The following is a 19,683-nucleotide window of genomic DNA, read 5'->3' on the forward strand; positions in this document are numbered from 1 at the left end:
ATCCACGTCCGCATTGCACTGATGAACCGCTTCAATGCACTCGGCACGGCCGAAATCGAACGCGTGGCCTGACGTCAAAAGGGAAAGGGGAAGTCGCCACTAGCGGCCGAGTTCTGCAACAACGCCGTCAAGACCTATCCCGCCACGATCAGCCGTCTGGCCGGCAGCGGAGCTGCCACGATCTATCGCAACCTGGCCATTGCCCCGAGCGAACGTCACCTGGAGCGCTACGACGTGACCCTGCTGGTGCCGGGACTGGCAAGCGAAGCCGGCTGCATCATCGGACGAACCGGGCGGGTGTTCTTCGACCGTCGGCCGCTCGACTGGCTGCGCAGCATCTTCGCGTGAGATGATCTACTTTCCTCACCTGAGCGAACTGGGGTCAGCTGTTCTGCCCCTCCTCCTCGTTGTCGGCGCAACCCTGCTGCTGTCACTTTTCGTCCGTCCCACCAACAACCTGCACCGGACCCTGATCTTCGCCGTCTCGATCGTGCTGGCGCTCCGTTATGTCTGGTGGCGCGCGACCGAGACGCTGGCCCCTCTCGGGCTGACCTGGGACATGGCGGCGAGCTGGTCGCTTTTCGTCATCGAAATGATGGCACTGGTCGGTTCGCTCAGTTCCTTTGTCCTCATGTCGCGGGTCAAACTGCGCAGCGTTGAGGCCGACGAGCATGCCGGGTGGTGGGGCAAGGACGAGCCTCGGGTTGGCATCCTGATCGCCACCTACAACGAGGAACTCGATATCCTCGAGCGCTCGATCGTTGGCGCGAAATCACTCCGGCACGCCAACAAGGAAGTCATTGTCCTGGATGACAGCCGGCGGGACTGGCTTCGCGACTACTGCCTCTCCCAGAACGTGCGCTACATGCGCCGGCCGGACAACAAGGGCGCCAAGGCCGGCAACATCAACCACGCACTCGATCGCTTGGCCGAGGATCCGGTTCCGCCGGACTTTGTTGCCGTGCTGGACGCTGATTTCGTGCCGCACCGCGGCTTCATATCGCGCAGTCTTGCCCTGTTCCACGATACTGCCGTGGGTCTGGTCCAGACGCCGCAACACTTCTTCAACGCCGATCCGATCCAGCATAACCTGGGGATCAGCCGCTCCTATCCCGACGAGCAGCGCTTCTTCTTCGACTACATGCAACCCTCGCGCGACGCCTGGGACATTGCCTTCTGCTGTGGCACGTCATCAATCGTGCGGTGGAGCGCGCTGCGCGAGATCGGCGGACTTTCCACGGAGAGCGTCACCGAGGATTTCCTGCTGACGCTGGTTCTCCAGGAGCACGGCTGGAGAACGGTCTATCTCGCGGAGCCTCTGACTGAGGGCCTCGCGCCGGAAGGACTGAAGGAGTACGTTACTCAGCGCGCCAGGTGGTGCCTGGGCTTGATGCAGATCGCGCGCTCGTCTCTTGGGCCACTCGGCAGGAACAACCTGCGCCTGCGCGACCGCTGGAGCGTCATCGACTCCGTCCTGTTCTGGACGACCAGCTTCTCGTTCCGGATTGCGTCCGTCATCTATCCCCTGCTTTACTGGTACTTCAACATCATCGTCGTGAATGCCAGGCTCGAGGACGTGCTGGTCTATTTCGGCTGCTACATCGCCTGGACCATGCTGACGATGCGGGTTCTTGCCCCGGGTATGATCGTGCCAATCCTGCAGGATGTAGGCCAGCTGATCGGTGCATTCCCGATCACCCGGGCCGCCTTTACAGGACTTCTCCGCCCAAAGGGACATCCGTTTTCCGTCACGGCAAAGGGCGGCGACCGGACCAAGGTCGTAATCCAGTGGCAGATGATGGCGCCTTTTGCAGTCCTGTTGGGACTGACGGTTCTCGGGCTCTTTCTTGGCATCCTGTCCGACCGCTTCGCCTTCAACGATGCAGGCGACGGCAAATGGGTCATCATCTTCTGGACGATCTACAACGTCTTTGTCCTGGCAGTGACATGCCTTGCATGTGTTGAACTGCCACGCCGCGAGCGCCACGTTGCCGATCAGCCGGAACGCGCCATCTTCGTGACTGAAGAAGGCGACATCCGTCGCCAGTGGATTGCCTCGCTGGCTCTGGACGTGGTGCGTTTACGGGGGCGTATCTATCCTGTCGGCACCCGGGGCAGGCTTCGGATCAAGGAGGTAGGCGATGTCGAGGCCTATGTCATCGCACAGACAGCGGACGGAACACGTCTTCACCTGCTCCCGGACGAGAAACAGCGCGAAGCCCTGTTCCTCCGTTTCTACGCAGATGGAGATGAGCCGGGGATAGGACGTGCACGCTCCTCTCTCCTCATCAAGGACATTGCCCGCCGCCTGAGCGCAGGAAGTTAACTGTCCGAGTCACGCTGCAGTCTGGTCAGGGCCGAACCCAGCTTGGCGGCCTCATGCGTGCTTGTCGACGCGGGAGGAAACTCCTCGGAGCCGCCGGCGATCCGATCCGCGGAATCCGCCAGCTGGGAAAATGGCCGCACGAAGATGCGGACATATAGCGCCGTGAAGACCGCCAGGATTGCCAGAACCGCGGCAATCGCCACCACCACCTCCTTGCGCATGAGGTTCAGGTCCGCCGCAAAATTGCCCATTTCCATCCGGCCCAGCATTCGCCATCCGAAGCTGGGCAATTCCTCAAAGGTGACGTTCGGGACGAGGGATCCAAAGTAGTCCTGCCCATCGGGCCATGTCTCGCGCAGCGCACCGCTCTGGCCAGTCTGGGCCACCCGCAGGATCTGCAGATCCGCCGTGTTGGGCGTTTCGCCCGTGCTTGATGCCACGACGTCGCCGTTCGCACTGATGAGGAACAGGGCGAGCTCGAGGCTCCTGGCCGTTTCGGTCAGAAAGTTGGCCAGCCAGTCTGCATTGATATGCATGCCGACCACCCCCACGACCTGGCCTGCGGCGTTGTGAACAGGGCGCGCCAGGTCGATGAAGCGGATGGGGTCCTCTTCGCTGCCGCCCATCAGCTTGGCCAGCAGCAATGCGTCATGCACGTCGCCTGCGAAGCTGCCGTTCAGGCCTCCGCGGAACCAAGGGCGTTGCGACACGTCCTGGCCGACGAGCATGCCTTGCGTGGCCTCGACAACCCGCCCGTTGATGTCGGTATAGCCGATCCAGGAGATGCGGTCGCCCTCGCCCTGCATCCCATCCAACACACCCCTCAGAACCTCCGGCTCCAAGAGTGCCGCACGTTCTGCAAGCACGCCGAGATCCTGCCAATCCCGCTCCAAGACCCGCGCCAGCGAGGTTGCCGCGGCCGACGTGCGCACGCGAACTGCACGATCCAGAACATCGTCGATGATCTCGTTGGACCGCCTTTCCAGAGAGACAGCCAGGATCAGGAAGGCGGCGGCGAGGGTGATCAGCACGAAGCCGAAGACCGAGCGTCCGAGTGTCAAAGCAGGATATTTGGATGCGATGGCCGTCATGATGTCCTCAGAACGTATTGAGCGAGAAGCCGAGGAACGCCTCCTCGGAGTCGAATTTGTAGCCGGCCCTGAGACTGAACGGGCTGTCGCCGAAACCCTTGCGGAACGCGACCGTGGTCTCGTGGTAGTTATCGCTTCCTCCACGCGAGAGCTCGACACCCCCGTTCAGCGCCTGGATGTTGGCCTGGGCCAGCACGAACCAGGATGAGTTCACGGTAGCGAGGTTGATCAGGCCGTAAGCTGAGCCGAAGGAGGTGGGCATGTACCTCTCGATCGAGACCCTTCCCCCGAGCCGGACATCATCATCGCCGTCGTCATCCCACTCCTTGCCGACGGTGGGACCATACTTGAGCACAGCCACATCGCCCAGCTGGACCGCGTGCAGGACACTCGTGAAGAGCTCCTTGCCTCCCTCATACCGAGTGAAATTGGCCCCAAAGCTCAGGTTCCCCCGCTGGACGTTCACCACGCCACCTTGGGTGTCGCTTCCGATGTCGGATTGCAGAAAGAATCCGTCGGCAGCTGCCGGGGTAGCGCAAAATACGGCAATGGCCGCAACTGCGATGGCCCCAAGGTGTCGGATTTTCGTCATGTCGGCACAACCTATGATGGAACGAGTCAAGTGGTAGCACAATCCTGACGTATTCAGAGGGAGGCCTCAAGGAAGCCGCGCGGCCTCGCAGATACAGAGCCTTGCGGACATCCGAAGCCCATGACTGTTGATTTTCACCCGGAACTGACCCGGGTATGGAGTGAACCCCCCGGGCTGGACCACATGAGCCCGAAAAACTGATACGCTGACCGGGCCTTGATCGGAGAAGGCTCATGACGTCACGAGGCCCCTGCCGTCGGCATTCGACACCGTTCAAGCTGCAGCTCTGCCAGGATATCCGCGCCGGTGTCCTGGGGCGGCGCGCGGTGACGTCCCGGGGCGTGGTGTAGGTATCGGTGGCCATCGGGTTTCTCGGTAGGGTCGGGTTGCGACAACCAACCTGAACCGAGGGATAGACCCGATGACCAAACCCATGATGGACCTCCGCGCGCTTGTGGAGAAGAGCGGCGATACCGATCTGCTGCGCGAGATGATCGGCTTCGCCGCCGAGCGGTTGATGGAGCTGGAGGTCGGCGCCAAGACCGGCGCCGACTATGGCGAGAAGAGCAGCGAACGGCTGGCGCAGCGCAACGGCTATCGTGATCGCGACTGGCAGACCCGGGCCGGCAGTGTCGAACTTCGCATCCCGCGCTTGCGCGCTGGCTCCTATTTCCCGTCCTTTCTCGAGCCGCGGCGATCGGTGGAGAAGGCGCTAACAGCCGTGATCTAGGAGGCCTATGTGCATGGCGTGTCGACGCGGTCGATGGATGACCTTGTGCAGGCCATGGGCGGCACCGGCATCTCGAAAAGCCAGGTCAGCCGGCTCTGCGAGGAAATCGACGAGCGGGTCGATGCTTTCCTCACCCGCCCGATCGAGGGCGAATGGCCCTACCTCTGGATCGATGCGACTTACCTCAAGGTGCGCCAGGGCGGCCGGATCTTGTCCGTCGCCGTGACGATCGCAGTGGGCGTTAACACCGACGGCCGGCGCGAAGTTCTGGGCATGGCGATCGGGGCTTCCGAAGCCGAGCCGTTCTGGACGGAGTTTCTGCGCGATCTCGTGCGCCGCGGCCTCTCCGGCGTGAAGCTGGTGATCAGCGATGCGCATGAAGGCATCAAGGCGGCCACGGCGCGGGTGCTGTCCACCACCTGGCAGCGTTGCCGGGTTCATTTCCAGCGCAATGCCCTGGCCCATGCCGGCAAGAGCAGCCGCAGGGTGGTCTCGGCCTTCATCGCCACCGCCTTTGCGCAGCCCGACCATGCCGCGGCCAAGACCCAGTGGCGGCTGGTGGCAGACCAGATGCGGCCCAAGCTGCCGAAGCTGGCCACGCTCATGGACACAGCGGAGGAGGACGTGCTGGCCTACATGACCTTCCCTGCCCAGCACCGCACCAAGCTGCACAGCACGGATGAGATCGACAAGCCGAATCCGAGCTTTCCTGTTATCGTTGCCTTGCGCAGGCGACCTCGTGGCGAAGCGCGACGCATCGGCTGCAAGGGTCGTCGGGCCGCCCAAGGATGCCTTGCCGAGTTGAGGCGCCTGCGCACCCGTCAGAGCCACGCGAAGGCCGCGCGCGAAGCCTCCGGCGTAGCGCAGCGCGCGGCCGGTGTATCGCTTTCGTCTGCCGACCTTCAGCGGACGATAGAGGCGACGTTACTCTGATCGTGGGACAGGGTTCGGCGGGCTTGCCGGTGCCTTGGGGGGTCGCGTCTTCCAGCGCGCCACGAACTGCTCGTAGGTTCTCTCGGCCTGCCGCGCCAGGTCGGCCTCCTGCGCCCGCAGTTCCTTCACGTTGTAGGCGTAGGCCGGGCCGCGTCGGTTGCCTTTCTTCTGCGGCAGCCCAGCTTGCAGTTCCATGTCGCGCGCCTTCTTGGCGACCAGCGCCGGGCGCGCCCAGAGATAATCCTGCTCCTTCGTGAGCAGATGCCAGCAAAGCACCGTCAGCTTGCGCGCCAGCGCGACCGCCGCGACCTGATGCCCGCGCCTCGCCCGGATCCTGACGAAGAAGGCATACAGCGGCCCCGGCGCCTTCGCCGCGGCCCAGGCCGCCTCGACCAGCATTGCTCGCGCGTGGCTGCGCCCCACCTTGCTGATGCGGCCATGATGCGCCGCGCCGGCTCTGTTGCGCAAATCGCATGAGGGATACCTCTCACGAAGCCCGGGTGGTAGCCCGATGTCATGAGCAGACCGACATTGCCGACCTGCATGACCAGGAACTGGCCAGCGTATAATGAAGCGCTCAAGCGCCGGGGCTCGCTGACTGTCTGGTTCGACCCCGAGATGAGCTGGGAGGCTGCGCCATCAGGCAGGCGTGGCCCGCAACAGAGCTGCAGAGATGCCGCCATCGAAGCATGTCTGATCATGAAGGTGCTGTCCGGCATGGCGTTGCGCCAGACGACCGGGTTCGTCGAGAGCCTGCTACGGCTGATCGGCCTTGATTGGACGGTGCCCGATTTCAGCACGCTCTGCCGCCACCAGAAGACCTTGGCCGTGAACATTCCGTATCGGGGCTCCAAGGGTCCGCTGCACCTTCTGATCGACAGCACCGGCATCAAGGTCGAGGGCGAAGGCGAGTGGCATGCCCGCAAGCATGGCGGGCCCAAGCGACGGGTCTGGCGCAGGATCCACCTTGGGATCGACGAGCAGACGCTGGAGGTCCGGGCCGTCGAGATCACTGGGAGCCACATCGGCGATGCGCCAGTCCTGCCCGATCTGCTCGGCCAGATCCCGGCCGACGAGGAGATCGGCAGCGTCACGGCTGACGGCGCCTACGACACCCGCAAATGTCATGATGCGATCGCCGACCGCGGCGCCCACGCCGTGATCCCGCCCGCAGGAACGCAAAGCCATGGAAGGCCGTCACCGCCGGGGCTGCGGCACGCAACGAGGCCCTGCGCGCGTCGAAATACCTCGGCCGAACGCTGTGGCGACGATGGAGCGGTTACCACCGCCGAAGCCGCGCCGAAACGAAGATGCATTGTGTGAAGTTGCTGGGTCAGCGCCTCATGGCCCGAGACTTCGATCGGCAGGTCGCCAAGCTCCAGGTCCGCATCGCGGTCCTGAACGGCTACACCGCGCTCGGCATACCCGTCACTGAAGCTGAGGGGTGAGTCTGTCCAGGGAAAGGGGAACCTCGGCTTTCAGCCGATTTGCGCAACAGAGCCGCTCGAATAGACGCCGAGGTAGGCGTTCAGGCCGTGTTCGGCGAGCGCGGCGATCGTATCCTGGGCTTTGGCGGCAAGCCTCAGATCAGTTTGGCGGCCCTCGGTTTGGACTTCTGCATTTCGCGGGTCTCGCAGTATGTGTTTAAGAAGCTCCTCAAACGCCCCGATTGCGTCGATATTGGCGCCAGAAGGTTCCACATCAACCTCGAACGTGAAGTTGTAGACGCCAGTCATTTTCTCGACGAGGCGCCGGCCTGAGCGGCAGGGCAAGTGGATCACCTCTCCAAGCGCGTCGGAACGCGCAGGGGCGTCGTCGCCGCGCAGGAGTCGCGCCGAAACTCCCAGAGCCTCCGCGATGAACTCAGCGGTTTCCTGGTCAACTGGGCTGCCTTTTTCGGCCCTGTAGATCGTCTTGGGGTTAACGGCGCTCATCTGGGCTAATTCCTTCTGGGACAGCCCTTTCTGAGCCCGCAGGGCACGCAGCTTGTTGCCGTTCAGTGTCATGGATCGTCTCCGTATGTTGTGTGAGTGCAAGATGGACGCTCCATGTTGCAGGGGAAATGGACACTGAATAGCCAGCAATAGACATCTTATAGACAGACAAACTAAATCAATAACTTATGCTGATGACCAGCTGGGTCTGATTACCCAGCCCTCGGCCTTGATGCCTGTGCTGTCGATCAAGAGGTGCAGTGGGCCGTCCGATCCGCGGTAAGGGATAGCGACCTTCAGCGTCTTCTGGCGCCGTGACAGCGTGCTGAAGTCTGGCACTGCCCAGTTGAGGCCGATCAGTTGCAGGAGACTCTCAACGAACCCTGTCGTCTGGCGGAGCGCCATGCCGAACAGAACCTTTATCGTCAGACAGGTCTGGATCGCTGCGTCACTGTAATCCTGCTGGCGACCGCGTTTGCCGATCGGCGCAGCCTGCCACGTCATGCCGGGATCGAACCAGATCGTCAGCGAGCCACGGCGCTTGAGCGCTTTGTTGTAGGTCGGCCAGTTCCTGGTCTTGTAGGCGGGTGGCGTCGGTCTGCTCATGCCGCTCGACTATTACGCTGGATCCATGAGATGAATCCACTTGGGATTTGTGCAACAGAGCCCGTCCCAAGCGACGCCGCACGTTTGCGCTGCGGCCAAGCAGCCTTCCATGCCATCACGTTATTGCTGAAATCCAGAACATGCATTTGTGGAATGGTACGGATGCTGCAAAACTTCCCACCGGAGGATGGCTGGCAATTGCTTGGCCGAAAAAGACCTGACAGCGAGAGGATTCGAGCGTCACTTGGGGAAGCCCGAAATCCTTCGGGTATTTCCTGCCGTGCAATTCAAATCAGTCAAAGTGAGGAGGAGGAGATAATGAAATCTTTCAAAGGCCTGCCGGGCATTGCCCTGGCAGCGATCGTTTCGGTGTCGGCAGGCGCCGCCCTGGCCGACTATCCCGAAAGGACGATCAACATGATCGTCCCCTTCTCGGCGGGCGGGCCCAATGACACAATCGCGCGCGCCATCGCCGCCGGCCTGGAGGAAGAGCTGGACCAGACGATCATCGTCGAGAACAAGCCCGGCGCTGCCGGGAACATCGGAACCCTCGGCGTCGTGCGCGCCGAGCCCGACGGCTACACGATCCTGTTCGTCAGCTCCGGCCCGATGCTCATCAATACCACGCTCTATTCCAATGCAGGCTACGACCCGCGCACGGATCTGACGCCGATCGCCCTTGCCGGAACCATGCCCAACGTGGTGCTGGTCAATCCCAGCATCGGCGTGACCGACATGAAGGGCCTCGCTGAATATGCCAAGGCCAATGAGGGGGTCAGCTATGGCTCGGCCGGTGCCGGCAACACCACCCACATCGCGGGGTTCATGCTGAGCAGGGAATTGGACGACCGGTTGATGCACGTTCCCTATCCGGGCACGGCGGCGGCGATGAAGGATCTGCTGGGCGGGCACATCTCCCTCGTCTTCTCCGACACCATGACGGCGATGCCCTACATCGAAAGCGGCGCCCTCACCGCGCTGGCCGTCGCACCAGAAAGATCAGCCGTGCTGCCGGACGTTCCTACCCTTGCCGAGCAGGGATTCGACATCGAGGATATCAATCCCGCCTTCGGCATTCTCGGCCCGCCTGATATGCCCGAAGATGTGGTCGACACGCTGAACGACGCGATTCAGGCGACGCTCGATTCGCCTGAAATGACCGCGCTGATGGCGCGGCTGGGGATGGAGCGCGCGCCGATCAGGACCTCGGTGGAGTTCGCCGACTACATCCGGTCCGAGGTGGACCGCCTTGGGGAAATGGTTCGCTTGACGGGGGTGACGATCGACTGAGGTGCAGCCGGCACGCAAGCGAGTGTCTTTCCCGTTCTGGGGCAAGATGGGTCTGGGATCGACCGGGACCATGGCTGCGCATCTTGAGGCAAATGAAACATGGAAAATGAGGCCTCGTGCCTCCTTTTTCACTGCCACGTCTCAAGCGACGCCGCACGTTTGCGCTGCGGCCAAGCAGCCTTCCATGCCATCACGTTATTACTGAAATCCAGAACATGCATTTGTGGAATGGCACGGATGCTGAAAAACTTCCCATCGGAGGATGGCTGGCAATTGCTTGGCCGACAAAGAACTGACAGCGAGAGGAGGGGCGGCATGTCGCAGGATAACCGGCGAGGTCCGCAGGCCGAATACGAGGCGTTTCTGGAGCAGGGCAGGTTCATGCTGCAACGGTCGCGCTCGACAGGAGAGCATGTGTTCTGGCCGCGCGTCGTGGCCGCCTCGGGCGCGACCGATCTGGAGTGGGTCGAGGCCAGCGGCGACGGCACCGTCCATGCGATCACCGTCAACCGCAAGCGCGAGGGCTCCCACAACGTCGCGCTGATCGACCTGGCCGAAGGGCCGCGCATGATGTCCACCCTGCCCGCCGTAGAGACCGTGCCGATCGGCACTCGTGTCCGCGCCCGGATCGAGCCGGGCGAGACGCCGCGCGTCGTCTTCGATCCGGTCTGAACGCAGGAAAGGGGAAGACATGGCACATCCGATCAAGGGACGCACCGCAATCGCCGGAATGGCGACTGCCGGGGTGGGCGAGGCGCCGGGCTTCACGGCGATGGAACTGCTGGGACAGGCGGCGGTGGCGGCAGTGGCCGATGCCGGGCTGACGCTGAAGGACGTGGACGCGGTCTTCGCGGCCACCAGCAGCCACGCATTCCCGTCAATGAGTGTGGTCGAATATCTCGGCCTGCGCCCGAAATACTTCGATTCCACCAATGTCGGCGGGTCGAGCTTCGAGATACACCTGCTGCAGGCCGCGCTGGCCATCGAGGCCGGGCTCTGCGAGGTTGCGCTGATCTGCTACGGCTCGAACCAGCGCACCGCGGGCGGGCGGCTGGTGTCGATGTCCGAGCCGCAGTGGCACGAGACGCCCTACAACCCGCGCCACCCGATCACCGCCTATGCGCTTGCCGCCAGCCGCCACATGCACGAATACGGCACCACGCGCGAACAGCTTGCCGATGTCGCCGTCGCCGCGCGGGCATGGGCCAACCTCAACCCCGAGGCTTTCGCCCGCGGTCCCCTGACGCGCGAGGATGTGCTCGCCTCGCGCATGGTTTCGGACCCGCTGACATCGGGCGACTGCTGCCTCGTCACCGACGGTGCTGCGGCCTGCATCATGGTCAGCGCTGAGCGGGCAAGGGACATGCCGCAGAAGCCTGTCTATTTCCTCGGCGCAGCGGGGGCCAACTGGCATCGCTCGATCGTTGCAATGCCCGACCTGACCGTGACCGCCGCGTCCGAAAGCGGGCCACGGGCGTTCGAGATCGCGGGGCTGACGCACGACGATGTCGATCTGGTCATGCTTTATGACGCCTTCACCATCAACACGATCCTGTTCCTTGAAGACCTCGGCTTTTGCCCCAAGGGCGAGGGTGGGCGCTTCGTGGAGAACGGTGGCATCGAGCCGGGCGGGCGGCTGAAGGTGAACACCAACGGCGGCGGTCTCTCCTGCGTCCACCCCGGCATGTATGGGATGTTCCTGATCGACGAGTCGGTGCGCCAGATCCGCGGCAGCGCGGGCGAGCGGCAGATCGGGAATTGCGACGTGGCCTTGCTGCATGGCAATGGCGGCACGCTCGCCAGCCAGGTCACCGCTTTCCTCGGGTCGGAGAACACGCGATGAGCCAGCCCGATTTTTCAGGCCTCTCCAGCCTGCTCGCGCCGCGATCGGTGGCAATCATCGGCGCCTCCGGCGAGCCGCTGCGGATCGGCGGGCGCCCCATAGCGGCGATGCTGCGCGCCGGGTTCACGGGTCGGATCATGCCAGTGAACCCCAACCGCGACACCATTCAGGGGCTGGAGTGCTTCCCCTCGGTCGCCGATCTGCCCGATACGCCGGAGGCGGGCATAGTGGCAGTGCCGGCCAAGGCTGCGATCGAGGCGGTCGAGGCGCTGGGGCAGCGTGGATGCAAGGCAGTGACGCTGTTCACCTCGGGCTTTGCCGAACTGGGCGAGGCTGGGCGTGAGGGCCAGCGGCAGCTGGTCGAAGCCGCGCGGCGGCACGGGATGCGGCTGCTGGGGCCGAACAGCCTGGGTGCCTATAACGTGGGGCTGGGGTATTATGGAACTTTTTCATCCTCGCTGGACACCGGCTTCCCGCTGAACGGGACGGTGGGGATCGCCAGCCAGTCGGGCGCCTATGGCGCGCATCTGGGGGCGGTGGCGCGGGATCGCAGCCTCGGCACCGGCGTCCTCGTCGCTACCGGCAACGAGGCCGACATCACCGTGGGCGACGTGATCGGCTGGATGGCCGGGTCGGACCAGATCCAGGTGATCTGCGCCTATCTGGAAGGGCTGAACAACCCTCGGACGCTGCTCAGCGGGCTGGATGCCGCGCGCGCGGCGGGAAAGCCGGTCTTCGTGCTGAAGGCGGGACGCAGCGCGGTCGGCTCGCACGCGGCGGCATCGCACACCGCTTCGCTGACGGGCGACGACAAGGTGGCCGAGGCGGTTCTGGCCGACCACGGCGCGATCCGCGTGCGCGACACTGAGGAGATGATGGACTTCGCCTACGCGGCAACGCAACGGATCTATCCGGTCGAGAACAGTTTAGGCTTCATCACCGTCTCGGGCGGCGCGGGGATCGTCGCCTCGGACGAGGCAGAGGCGGCGGGCCTGCCGATGCCGCCCATGCCGCAGGAGGCCCAGGACCGACTGCGCGAGCTTCTGCCCATCGCTTCGGCGGTCAATCCCCTGGACTGCACGGCGCAAGCGCTGAACGACCTGACGCTGTTCGAAAGCTTCATGCGGGCGGCGCTGGACGACGGCGGCTATGCCTCGGTCGCCTGCTTCGCCACCTATGTCGCCGGCGGCGCTGATCTCGCGCCCCAGCTTTTGCGTCTGTTCGCGCCGCTGCGGGCAGAATATCCGGACCGACTGCTCGTGCTGTGCGCGATGGGACCGAGCGAGGTGATGCGGTCCTACGAGGATGCTGGATTCCTTGTCTTCCAGGACCCCAGCCGCGCCGTCCGCGCCATTGCCGCGATGGGCCGCGTGGGCCGGATGCTGGCCACCCGCCCGGCGCCGCGCCCCGAGATCGGCGCACCGGTCGCCCTGCCGCCGGAAACGCCCGACGAGGCGCAGGCCAAGGCGCTGCTGGCGAGTGCGGGCATCGCTGCCCCGCCCGAGGAGGTCGTGACCAGCGCCGACGGTACGCGGCAGGCGGCGGACCGCATCGGCTATCCGGTGGTGATGAAGATCGTCTCACCCGACATCCTGCACAAGTCCGACATCGGCGGGGTGAAGCTGAACATCGCCAGCGCCGACGAGGCCGCGGCCGCTTATGAGGCGATCCTCGCAGCCGCCGCGGCCCATGCGCCGGACGCCCGTATCAGCGGGGTGCTGGTGGTCAGGCAGGTTTCGGGCGGGGTGGAATGCCTCATGGGCATCAACCGCGATCCCAGCTTCGGCCCGGTCGCCGCCTTCGGTCTTGGCGGGATCTTCGTCGAGATCCTGAACGACGTGGTCGTGCAGACCTGCCCCTTCGATCAGGACACCGCCCGGAGGATGATCCTCTCGACCCGCGCCGCGCCGCTTCTGACCGGGGCGCGGGGCCGCCCGCCTGCCGATCTGGACGCGCTGGCCGGGATGCTGTCGCGCCTGTCGGTCTTTGCCGCGGCGGCCGGGCCGCGCCTCGTCTCGATCGATCTCAACCCGGTCGTCGCGCTGCCCAGCGGAGCCTATGCGCTGGACGCCGTCATCGAACTGGACCAGGAAACCGATGCCGATTGATCCCGAGAACCTGCTGAACTTCGACATTCCCGAGGTCGTCCAGGAATACGGCCCCCGCGAGGCCGCGTTCTATGCGCTGACCCTCGGTCTCGGGAACGACCCCATGAACCGCGCGGCGCTGCGGTTTGCGGGCGGGCTGCCTCGGATCGAGCCGTTCCCGACCATGCCGCTGGTGCTGGCTCATCCCGGCTTCTGGCTGAAGGACCCGCGCACCGGCGTCGATGCGCTGCGGGTTGTCCATGGCGAGCAGGGGATGACGTTGCACGCCCCCCTGCCCGACCGGGGGCGCGTCACGGGCAAGACCCGCGTGACCGACCTGATCGACAAGGGCGAGGGCAAAGGGGCGCTGCTTTACACCGAAAAGGAACTGCGCGACGCCGAGACCGGCATGCTGCTGGCCACGACCCGCAACACCACCTTCCTGCGTGGCGACGGCGGCTTCGGCGGCCCCACTGGCCCCGTGAAGCCGGTCCACAAGCTGCCCGAAACTGAGCCGGACGGCTCGGTTGAAGTGCAGACGCGGCCCGAACAGGCGCTGTATTACCGTTGGAACGGCGACGACAACGTCCTGCACCTGGACCCTGAGGTGGCGGCCCGCGCCGGGTTCGAGCGGCCGATCCTGCACGGGATGTGCTCGCTGGGCGTGACCGCGAACGCGCTGTTGGCGGGGCTGTGCGGCCATGACGCCAGCCGCTTCCGCGGCCTCGACGCGCGCTTCACCGCCAGTGTCTATCCGGGCGAGACGCTGTGCGTCGAGTTCTGGAAGGACGGCTCGTTCCGCACCCGCGTGGTGGAGCGGGACGTGATCGCCATCGGCAACGGCAAGTTCGATTTCGCATGGACGGGGGGGAAGGGATGAGTTCGATCCGGATTAATGACGAGGAGCGGCAGGAACAGCTGCGGATGCTCGTCGAAAGCGCCGCCGGGATTGCTCCACGCCAAGGCGGCTTCAAGCGCCAGCGGGCGCTGAAAAAGTCCGACACGGGGTTTGACCGCGAGGCTTGGGGCGAACTCGCCGGGATGGGCTGGCTGGGCCTGCGCCTGCCGGAAGACTCCGGTGGAATGGGGCTGGGGGTGCTGGAGTACGCTGTCCTCGCCGCCGAGGCGGGCGCCGCGCTGTTGCCCGAGCCCTTCATCGAAGCGCAGCTTGCCATCGACCTGATGGGACCGGAAGCCCCGTCCGAGGCGCTGTCGGGCGAGCGCCTGATCCTGCCTGCGTGGAGCTTTGCCGCCGACGGCACCGACATGGACGGCGGCGTGACGGTCCAAGGCGACGGCCTCAGCGGCGAAAAGCGCTTCGTGCCGCTGGCGGGCGCCGCCGACGAGCTGCTGGTCACCACGGCCGAAGGCGGCTGGCTGATCGCGGCATCGGACGCCGAAATCACCACCGAACGCACGCAGGACGGCGGTCATGTTGGCTGCGTCCGGCTGGACGGCGTGACGGGGCGCCGCATCCCCTTCGCCGATCCGCGGGCGCTTGAGGCGGCCACCCTTGCCAATGCCGCCTATCTGCAGGGCGTGATGGAGCGGGCGTTCGAGATCACGCTCGACTACCTCAAGACCCGACGCCAGTTCGACCGGCCCATCGGCAGCTTCCAGGCGCTGCAGCACCGCGCGGTCGAGATGAAGGTGCAGATCGAGATCACCCGCGCCGTCATCCGCGACGCCGCGTTGGCCTTTGATGGGGATGGCGATCTGCGACCCATCGTGTCCCGCGCGATGACCCGCGCCAGCGAGGCCGCACAGTTCGTTACCCGACAGTCGATCCAGATGCACGGCGCGATCGGCTATACGGACGAGGCCGACATCGGCCTGTTCCTGCGCAAGACGCTGGTGCTGATGAACCGCTATGGCTCGGCCAGTGCCCACCGCAAGCGCCACGCCCAGGCCCAGGCGGCCTGATGGCGCTGGATCGCGACAATCGGGACGGCGTGGTGGTCCTGACGCTAAACGAGCCGCAGCGGCGCAACCCGCTGACCCAGGCGATCAAGGGCCAGTTGTTCGAGGCGCTGGTCTCGGCGCAGACCGACAACAGCGTGCGGGCCGTGGTCCTGACCGGCGCGGGATGCAATTTCTGCGCCGGCGGCGATCTGGCGACACTGGGTACCGACACCGTAGCCGGCGCGCGAGAGCGGCTGACCCGGAATGGAGACCTGATCCGGCGCATGGTGCGCTATCCCAAGCCGCTTTACGCCGCCGTCGAGGGCTGGGCGGCGGGAGCGGGCCTCTCCGTCGCGCTGTCCTGCGATGGGATCGTGGCGGCGGAAGGGGCGCGATTCCTTGCGTCCTTTATCCGCGTGGGCCTGATCCCCGATCTGGGAATGCTCGGCAGCCTGCCGGCCCGCGTCGGCCCGGCGCTGGCGCGGCGGATCATGCTGTCCGCGGAACCGCTCGACTCCGCCACCGCGCATTCCGCAGGGCTGGTGGATGACGTCACGCCAAACGGCGAGGCGCTGGACCGGGCCGTTGAACTCGCCCGCGCCGCGGCGGGGCGCGCGCCGCTGCCGCAGGCCCATATCAAGGATTTCCTCGCCCGCGCCGTCGATGAGGCGCTGGGTTACGAGGCGCTGATCCAGCCGCTGCTGCTGGCCAGCCAGGACGCCACCGAGGGCCGCGCGGCCTTCTTCGACAAGCGCGAGCCGCAATTCAAGGGGATGTGAGATGACCGCCATCGACCCGAAACCGCATGAAGACCTGAACCCGCTGTCGGACGAGGATTTCCGCCAGACCGTCCGCCACTGGATCGAGGAGAACTACCCGCCTCATCTTCGCAGTCCCCACCAGCGCCTGCATATCGACGAGGCGCGGCCCTGGTATGAAGCGCTGTCGCGGCAGGGCTGGCTGACGCCCAACTGGCCGCGCGAGCATGGCGGCATGGGCTTGTCCCCCGCCAAGCACCTCATCATGGTCGAGGAGATGGAGCGGCACGGCTGCGCCCGCCTGCCCGATCCGGGCATGACGATGCTGGGCCCGCTGCTGATCCGCTACGGCAGCGACGAACAGCGCGCCTGGCACTTGCCGCGCATCCTGTCGGGCGAGATCATCTGGTGCCAGGGCTATTCCGAACCGAACGCGGGGTCCGACCTTGCCTCGCTGCGGACCTCGGCGGTGCTGGACGGCAACGAATGGGTCATCAACGGCCAGAAGATCTGGACCACGCTGGGGACCGACGGCGACTGGATCTTCATCCTGGCCCGCACCGACCCGGACGCGCCCAAACAGCGCGGCATCAGCTTCTTCATCATGCCCGTGGACACCCCCGGCATCGAGGTGCGCCCAATCATCAACCTCGACCGCCACGACGAATTCGCCGAAGTCTTCTTCAACGATGTCCGCATCCCCGCCGATTCCATTGTGGGCGAGGTGAACAGGGGCTGGTCCATCGCCAAGGGCCTTCTGAGCTTCGAGCGCATCTTCCTCGGCTCGCCCTATATGGCGACCGGCGCGATGGCGCATCTGGAGCGGCTTGTCCGTCATCTCGGCCGCGAGGACGAGCCCGAGATCAAGGCGCTGCTGAACGGCCTGCGGATGGAGTTGGAGGACCACAAGTCCTTCTACACCGCCTTCGCCGACCAGGTGCGCCGGGGCGAGCCCCTGGGGCCGGACGTGTCGATGCTCAAGATCAACCTGTCGGCGCTGTACCAGAAGATCACCGACCACATCATCGAGATCGCGGGCCAGCACACGGCACTGCTTGACCCCTTATCCGACGATCCGGGGCTGTATCCGTCCAGCGCCTTCATCCAGGCGCGGCCCCATTCGATCTATGGCGGGTCGAGCGAGATCCAGAAGAACATCGTGGCCAAGCAGGTGCTTGGCCTCAGCGAAGACATGCGGTGAGGAGAACGGGATGAGCGTGGATCTGGGCATGGACGGCAAGGTCGCCATCGTCACGGGGGCGGGCGGCGGCATCGGTCGGGCGATCGCGGTGGGCATGGCGGCGGCGGGCGCGAAGGTCGTCATCAACGACATCGGCGTGGGCCTTGGCGGCGAGGGCGGCTCGTCGTCGCCAGCCGAGGAAACCCGCGCCCTCATCCAGGGCGCGGGCGGCGAGGCGGCGATCAGCACCGACAGCGTGACCTCGTGGGACAGCGCGCAGCGGATCGTGGGCTGCGCGATGGACAATTTCGGCCGGCTGGATGCGGTGGTGAACAACGCCGGCATCCTGCGCGACGCGATCTTCCACAAGATGGACCCGACGGACTGGGTGTCGGTCATCGACGTGCATCTGAACGGCAGCTTCTTCGTCAGCCGCGCCGCGGCCGAGCAGTTCCGCAAGCAGGAAAGCGGCGCCTATGTGCACATGGCCTCGACCTCGGGGCTGATCGGGAACTTCGGGCAGGCGAATTATTCGGCGGCCAAGCTGGGCATCACGGCGCTGTCCAAGTCGATCGCGCTGGACATGGCGCGCTACAACGTCCGCTCGAACTGCATCGCCCCCTTTGCGTGGAGCCGGATGACCAGCTCCATCCCCGCCAACACCGACGCCGAAAAGGCGCGGGTTGAGCGGATGAAGCGGATGACGCCCGAAACCAACGCGCCGCTGGCGGTGTTCCTCGCCTCGGACGCGGCGCGCGAGGTCACGGGACAGGTCTTCGCGGCGCGGCTGAACGAGATCTTCCTGTTCAGCCAGCCGCGCCCGATCCGCTCGGCCCACATGGATGGCGGCTGGACGCCCGAAACCATCGCCGAGCGGGTGCTGCCCGCCTTCAGGTCGAGCCTGATCCCGATGGAGCGGTCCGGCGACGTCTTTGCGTGGGACCCGATCTGACCCGGCATGAAGGCCCTTGATGAACGCAGCCTTCCGGCCCTTGTCGCGCAAGTCTGCATCGTCATCGTCATCGCGGTCTCGGTCACCGGGATATTCGTCCAGGGCGCGGCGCTGAGCCTGATGGCCGGCGCCGCGCTGCTGGTCTATTTCCTGATCTGCTGGCGCCTGTTCACGCTGGTGACCTGGGTGCCGGTGATCCTGTCGCTGGTGATGCTGGCGCTGTCCCTGTGGCGCGGGATCAGCCTTGAGACGCTGACGCAGGGGATGGACCGGATGGCGTTCCTGGCCGCCCTGCTGGCAGTGACGGGAATGCTGCGGGTGGTGGCGCAATCCGCGCCGGAAATCGCGGCCGCAGGACGCTATCTGACCTCGCAGCCCCCGAGCCGGCGCTATTGGGCGCTGAGCTTCGGGGGCCATGTCTTCGGCCTGCTGATCAACCTGGGCGGGCTGGCGATTCTTCTGGACATGACCCGGCAGGCGCTGGCAGGCAGCGGCGGCATCCCCGACCGGATGCGGGAATGGAAGCTACGCCGGATGACGACGGCCACGCTGCGGGGCTTCTCGCTTGTGGCGTTGTGGTCTCCCTTCGGCTTTGGCATCAACCTGCTGCTGCTGGCGATGCCGGGGCTGAGCTATTTCCAGATCGGGCCGCTGGGCTTCGCACTAACCTTTGCCTTCGGGTTCTGGGGCTGGCTGGTCGATCGCCTGACCGCCCCGCGCCCGACGCCGGGCGCCCCGGTCACGGTCAGGCCGGACCCGGATGACCGCGGCGCGGTGGCGCGGATGCTGGGCCATGTCGCGGGACTGGCAGTCATCGTCTTCGCGCTGAACCTCGCCACCGGCCTTGATTTCCAGCGGGCGCTGCTGGTCGGCCTGCCGGTCTACAGCCTGATCTGGGCGGCGCGGCTGGGGCGGAGGCGTCCCGGCGGCCCGGCAGGCTCGATCCGCCAGGCGCTGGGCGAGACGCTGCGGCGGTTTCCGCTGGCGGCGGGAGAGCTTGGCGTCTTCGCCTCGGCCGGGCTGCTGGCCGTCCTGATGCTGGAGCTGGTCCCCGTGGACCAGGTGCAGGCGCTGATTGCGGACTGGCAGCTTGCCCCCTGGCAGATGATCGTCCTGCTGAACCTGACGCTGTTCGGCTTTGGCGCGGCGGGCATCAACCCGATCATCACCGCCTCGGTGCTGGGCAGCCTCGTCACCCGGCTGGACATGCCGGGGCTGTCGCAGCTGGCGGCGGGGATCGGGATGGCGGGGGCATGGTCCTGCGTGATGGGGTTCACGCCGTTCATCACCACGGTCGCCTATGCCGGTGCGCTGATCGGTCGGCCGGTGGCACGGGTCGGACTGTTCTGGAACGGGCCCTACTGCCTCTCGGCGCTGGTCCTGTGGACGGCGGCGCTGGCGGCGGCGGTCGCCGTCGGGCTCATTTGAGACGAAATGCGTCCGGCGCCGCAGTTGCGCC

At 65.5% G+C, this 19,683-nt stretch carries 15 protein-coding genes and 3 pseudogenes; 13 read left to right on the plus strand and 5 right to left on the minus strand.

Annotated elements, in window-relative coordinates:
• The first annotated feature begins 349 nt into the window (after positions 1-349).
• Positions 350-2,326, plus strand: a complete 1,977-nt coding sequence (locus tag H5395_RS15175; RefSeq protein ID WP_182793405.1) for a glycosyltransferase — start codon at positions 350-352, stop codon at positions 2,324-2,326.
• On the opposite strand, the gene H5395_RS15180 is transcribed toward H5395_RS15175, so the two are convergent.
• The gene (locus H5395_RS15180) at positions 2,323-3,417 is read right to left on the minus strand and encodes a cache domain-containing protein (protein WP_182793406.1); all 1,095 of its coding nucleotides are present in this window, start codon (positions 3,415-3,417) and stop codon (positions 2,323-2,325) included. The genes H5395_RS15175 and H5395_RS15180 overlap by 4 nt on opposite strands.
• 7 nt (positions 3,418-3,424) lie before the next feature.
• Positions 3,425-4,009: a hypothetical protein gene (locus H5395_RS15185; protein ID WP_182793407.1), complete on the minus strand. Its 585-nt coding sequence runs from the start codon at positions 4,007-4,009 to the stop codon at positions 3,425-3,427.
• 421 nt (positions 4,010-4,430) lie between these two features.
• Between H5395_RS15185 and H5395_RS15190 the strand changes: the two are divergent.
• Positions 4,431-5,438, plus strand: a pseudogene (locus H5395_RS15190) (IS256 family transposase); the annotation flags it as partial.
• Positions 5,439-5,663: 225 nt separating this feature from the next.
• On the opposite strand, the gene H5395_RS15195 reads toward H5395_RS15190, so the two are convergent.
• Positions 5,664-6,140: a transposase gene (locus tag H5395_RS15195; RefSeq protein ID WP_370576477.1), complete on the minus strand. Its 477-nt coding sequence runs from the start codon at positions 6,138-6,140 to the stop codon at positions 5,664-5,666.
• A 48-nt stretch (positions 6,141-6,188) separates the two neighbouring features.
• On the opposite strand from H5395_RS15195, the pseudogene H5395_RS15200 reads away from it, so the two are divergent.
• Positions 6,189-7,120, plus strand: a pseudogene (locus tag H5395_RS15200) (IS5 family transposase).
• 30 nt (positions 7,121-7,150) lie between these two features.
• Here the strand turns inward: H5395_RS15200 and H5395_RS15205 are convergent.
• Complete coding sequence (locus H5395_RS15205) at positions 7,151-7,678, minus strand: helix-turn-helix domain-containing protein (protein WP_182793408.1); 528 nt, start codon at positions 7,676-7,678, stop codon at positions 7,151-7,153.
• A 147-nt stretch (positions 7,679-7,825) separates the two neighbouring features.
• Positions 7,826-8,212 (minus strand): annotated as a pseudogene (locus H5395_RS15210) (IS5 family transposase); the annotation flags it as partial.
• Between the two features lie 318 nt (positions 8,213-8,530).
• Here H5395_RS15210 and H5395_RS15215 point away from each other — a divergent pair.
• The 10 genes from H5395_RS15215 to H5395_RS15260 all read left to right on the plus strand — a co-directional run bounded on the left by H5395_RS15215 (position 8,531) and on the right by H5395_RS15260 (position 19,652).
• A complete protein-coding gene (locus tag H5395_RS15215) occupies positions 8,531-9,502 on the plus strand; it encodes a tripartite tricarboxylate transporter substrate binding protein (RefSeq protein WP_182793409.1) in 972 nt (323 codons plus the stop codon).
• A gap of 315 nt (positions 9,503-9,817) precedes the next feature.
• Entirely contained in the window at positions 9,818-10,174 is a 357-nt protein-coding gene (locus tag H5395_RS15220; RefSeq protein ID WP_182793410.1) for a Zn-ribbon domain-containing OB-fold protein, read from the plus strand.
• A gap of 19 nt (positions 10,175-10,193) precedes the next feature.
• The gene (locus tag H5395_RS15225; protein ID WP_182793411.1) at positions 10,194-11,345 is read left to right on the plus strand and encodes a thiolase; all 1,152 of its coding nucleotides are present in this window, start codon (positions 10,194-10,196) and stop codon (positions 11,343-11,345) included.
• Positions 11,342-13,453: an acetate--CoA ligase family protein gene (locus H5395_RS15230; protein WP_182793412.1), complete on the plus strand. Its 2,112-nt coding sequence runs from the start codon at positions 11,342-11,344 to the stop codon at positions 13,451-13,453. Before H5395_RS15225 ends, H5395_RS15230 begins: the two co-directional genes overlap by 4 nt.
• Entirely contained in the window at positions 13,443-14,312 is an 870-nt protein-coding gene (locus H5395_RS15235) for a MaoC/PaaZ C-terminal domain-containing protein (protein WP_182793413.1), read from the plus strand. Before H5395_RS15230 ends, H5395_RS15235 begins: the two co-directional genes overlap by 11 nt.
• Complete coding sequence (locus H5395_RS15240) at positions 14,309-15,355, plus strand: acyl-CoA dehydrogenase family protein (RefSeq protein WP_182793414.1); 1,047 nt, start codon at positions 14,309-14,311, stop codon at positions 15,353-15,355. The genes H5395_RS15235 and H5395_RS15240 overlap by 4 nt, the downstream gene beginning before the upstream one ends.
• Positions 15,355-16,113, plus strand: coding sequence for an enoyl-CoA hydratase/isomerase family protein (locus tag H5395_RS15245; protein WP_182793415.1), 759 nt, complete (start codon positions 15,355-15,357; stop codon positions 16,111-16,113). Before H5395_RS15240 ends, H5395_RS15245 begins: the two co-directional genes overlap by 1 nt.
• Position 16,114: 1 nt before the next feature.
• Positions 16,115-17,293: an acyl-CoA dehydrogenase family protein gene (locus H5395_RS15250; RefSeq protein ID WP_182793416.1), complete on the plus strand. Its 1,179-nt coding sequence runs from the start codon at positions 16,115-16,117 to the stop codon at positions 17,291-17,293.
• Positions 17,294-17,303: 10 nt separating this feature from the next.
• Positions 17,304-18,224, plus strand: a complete 921-nt coding sequence (locus H5395_RS15255; RefSeq protein ID WP_182793417.1) for an SDR family NAD(P)-dependent oxidoreductase — start codon at positions 17,304-17,306, stop codon at positions 18,222-18,224.
• Positions 18,225-18,230: 6 nt separating this feature from the next.
• Positions 18,231-19,652 (plus strand): hypothetical protein, encoded by a 1,422-nt coding sequence (locus tag H5395_RS15260; RefSeq protein ID WP_182793418.1) that lies wholly within the window; start codon positions 18,231-18,233, stop codon positions 19,650-19,652.
• The last annotated feature ends 31 nt before the right edge of the window (positions 19,653-19,683 follow it).

Origin of the sequence: Paracoccus sp. MC1854, assembly GCF_014164635.1 — a bacterium.
Lineage (GTDB): Bacteria > Pseudomonadota > Alphaproteobacteria > Rhodobacterales > Rhodobacteraceae > Paracoccus.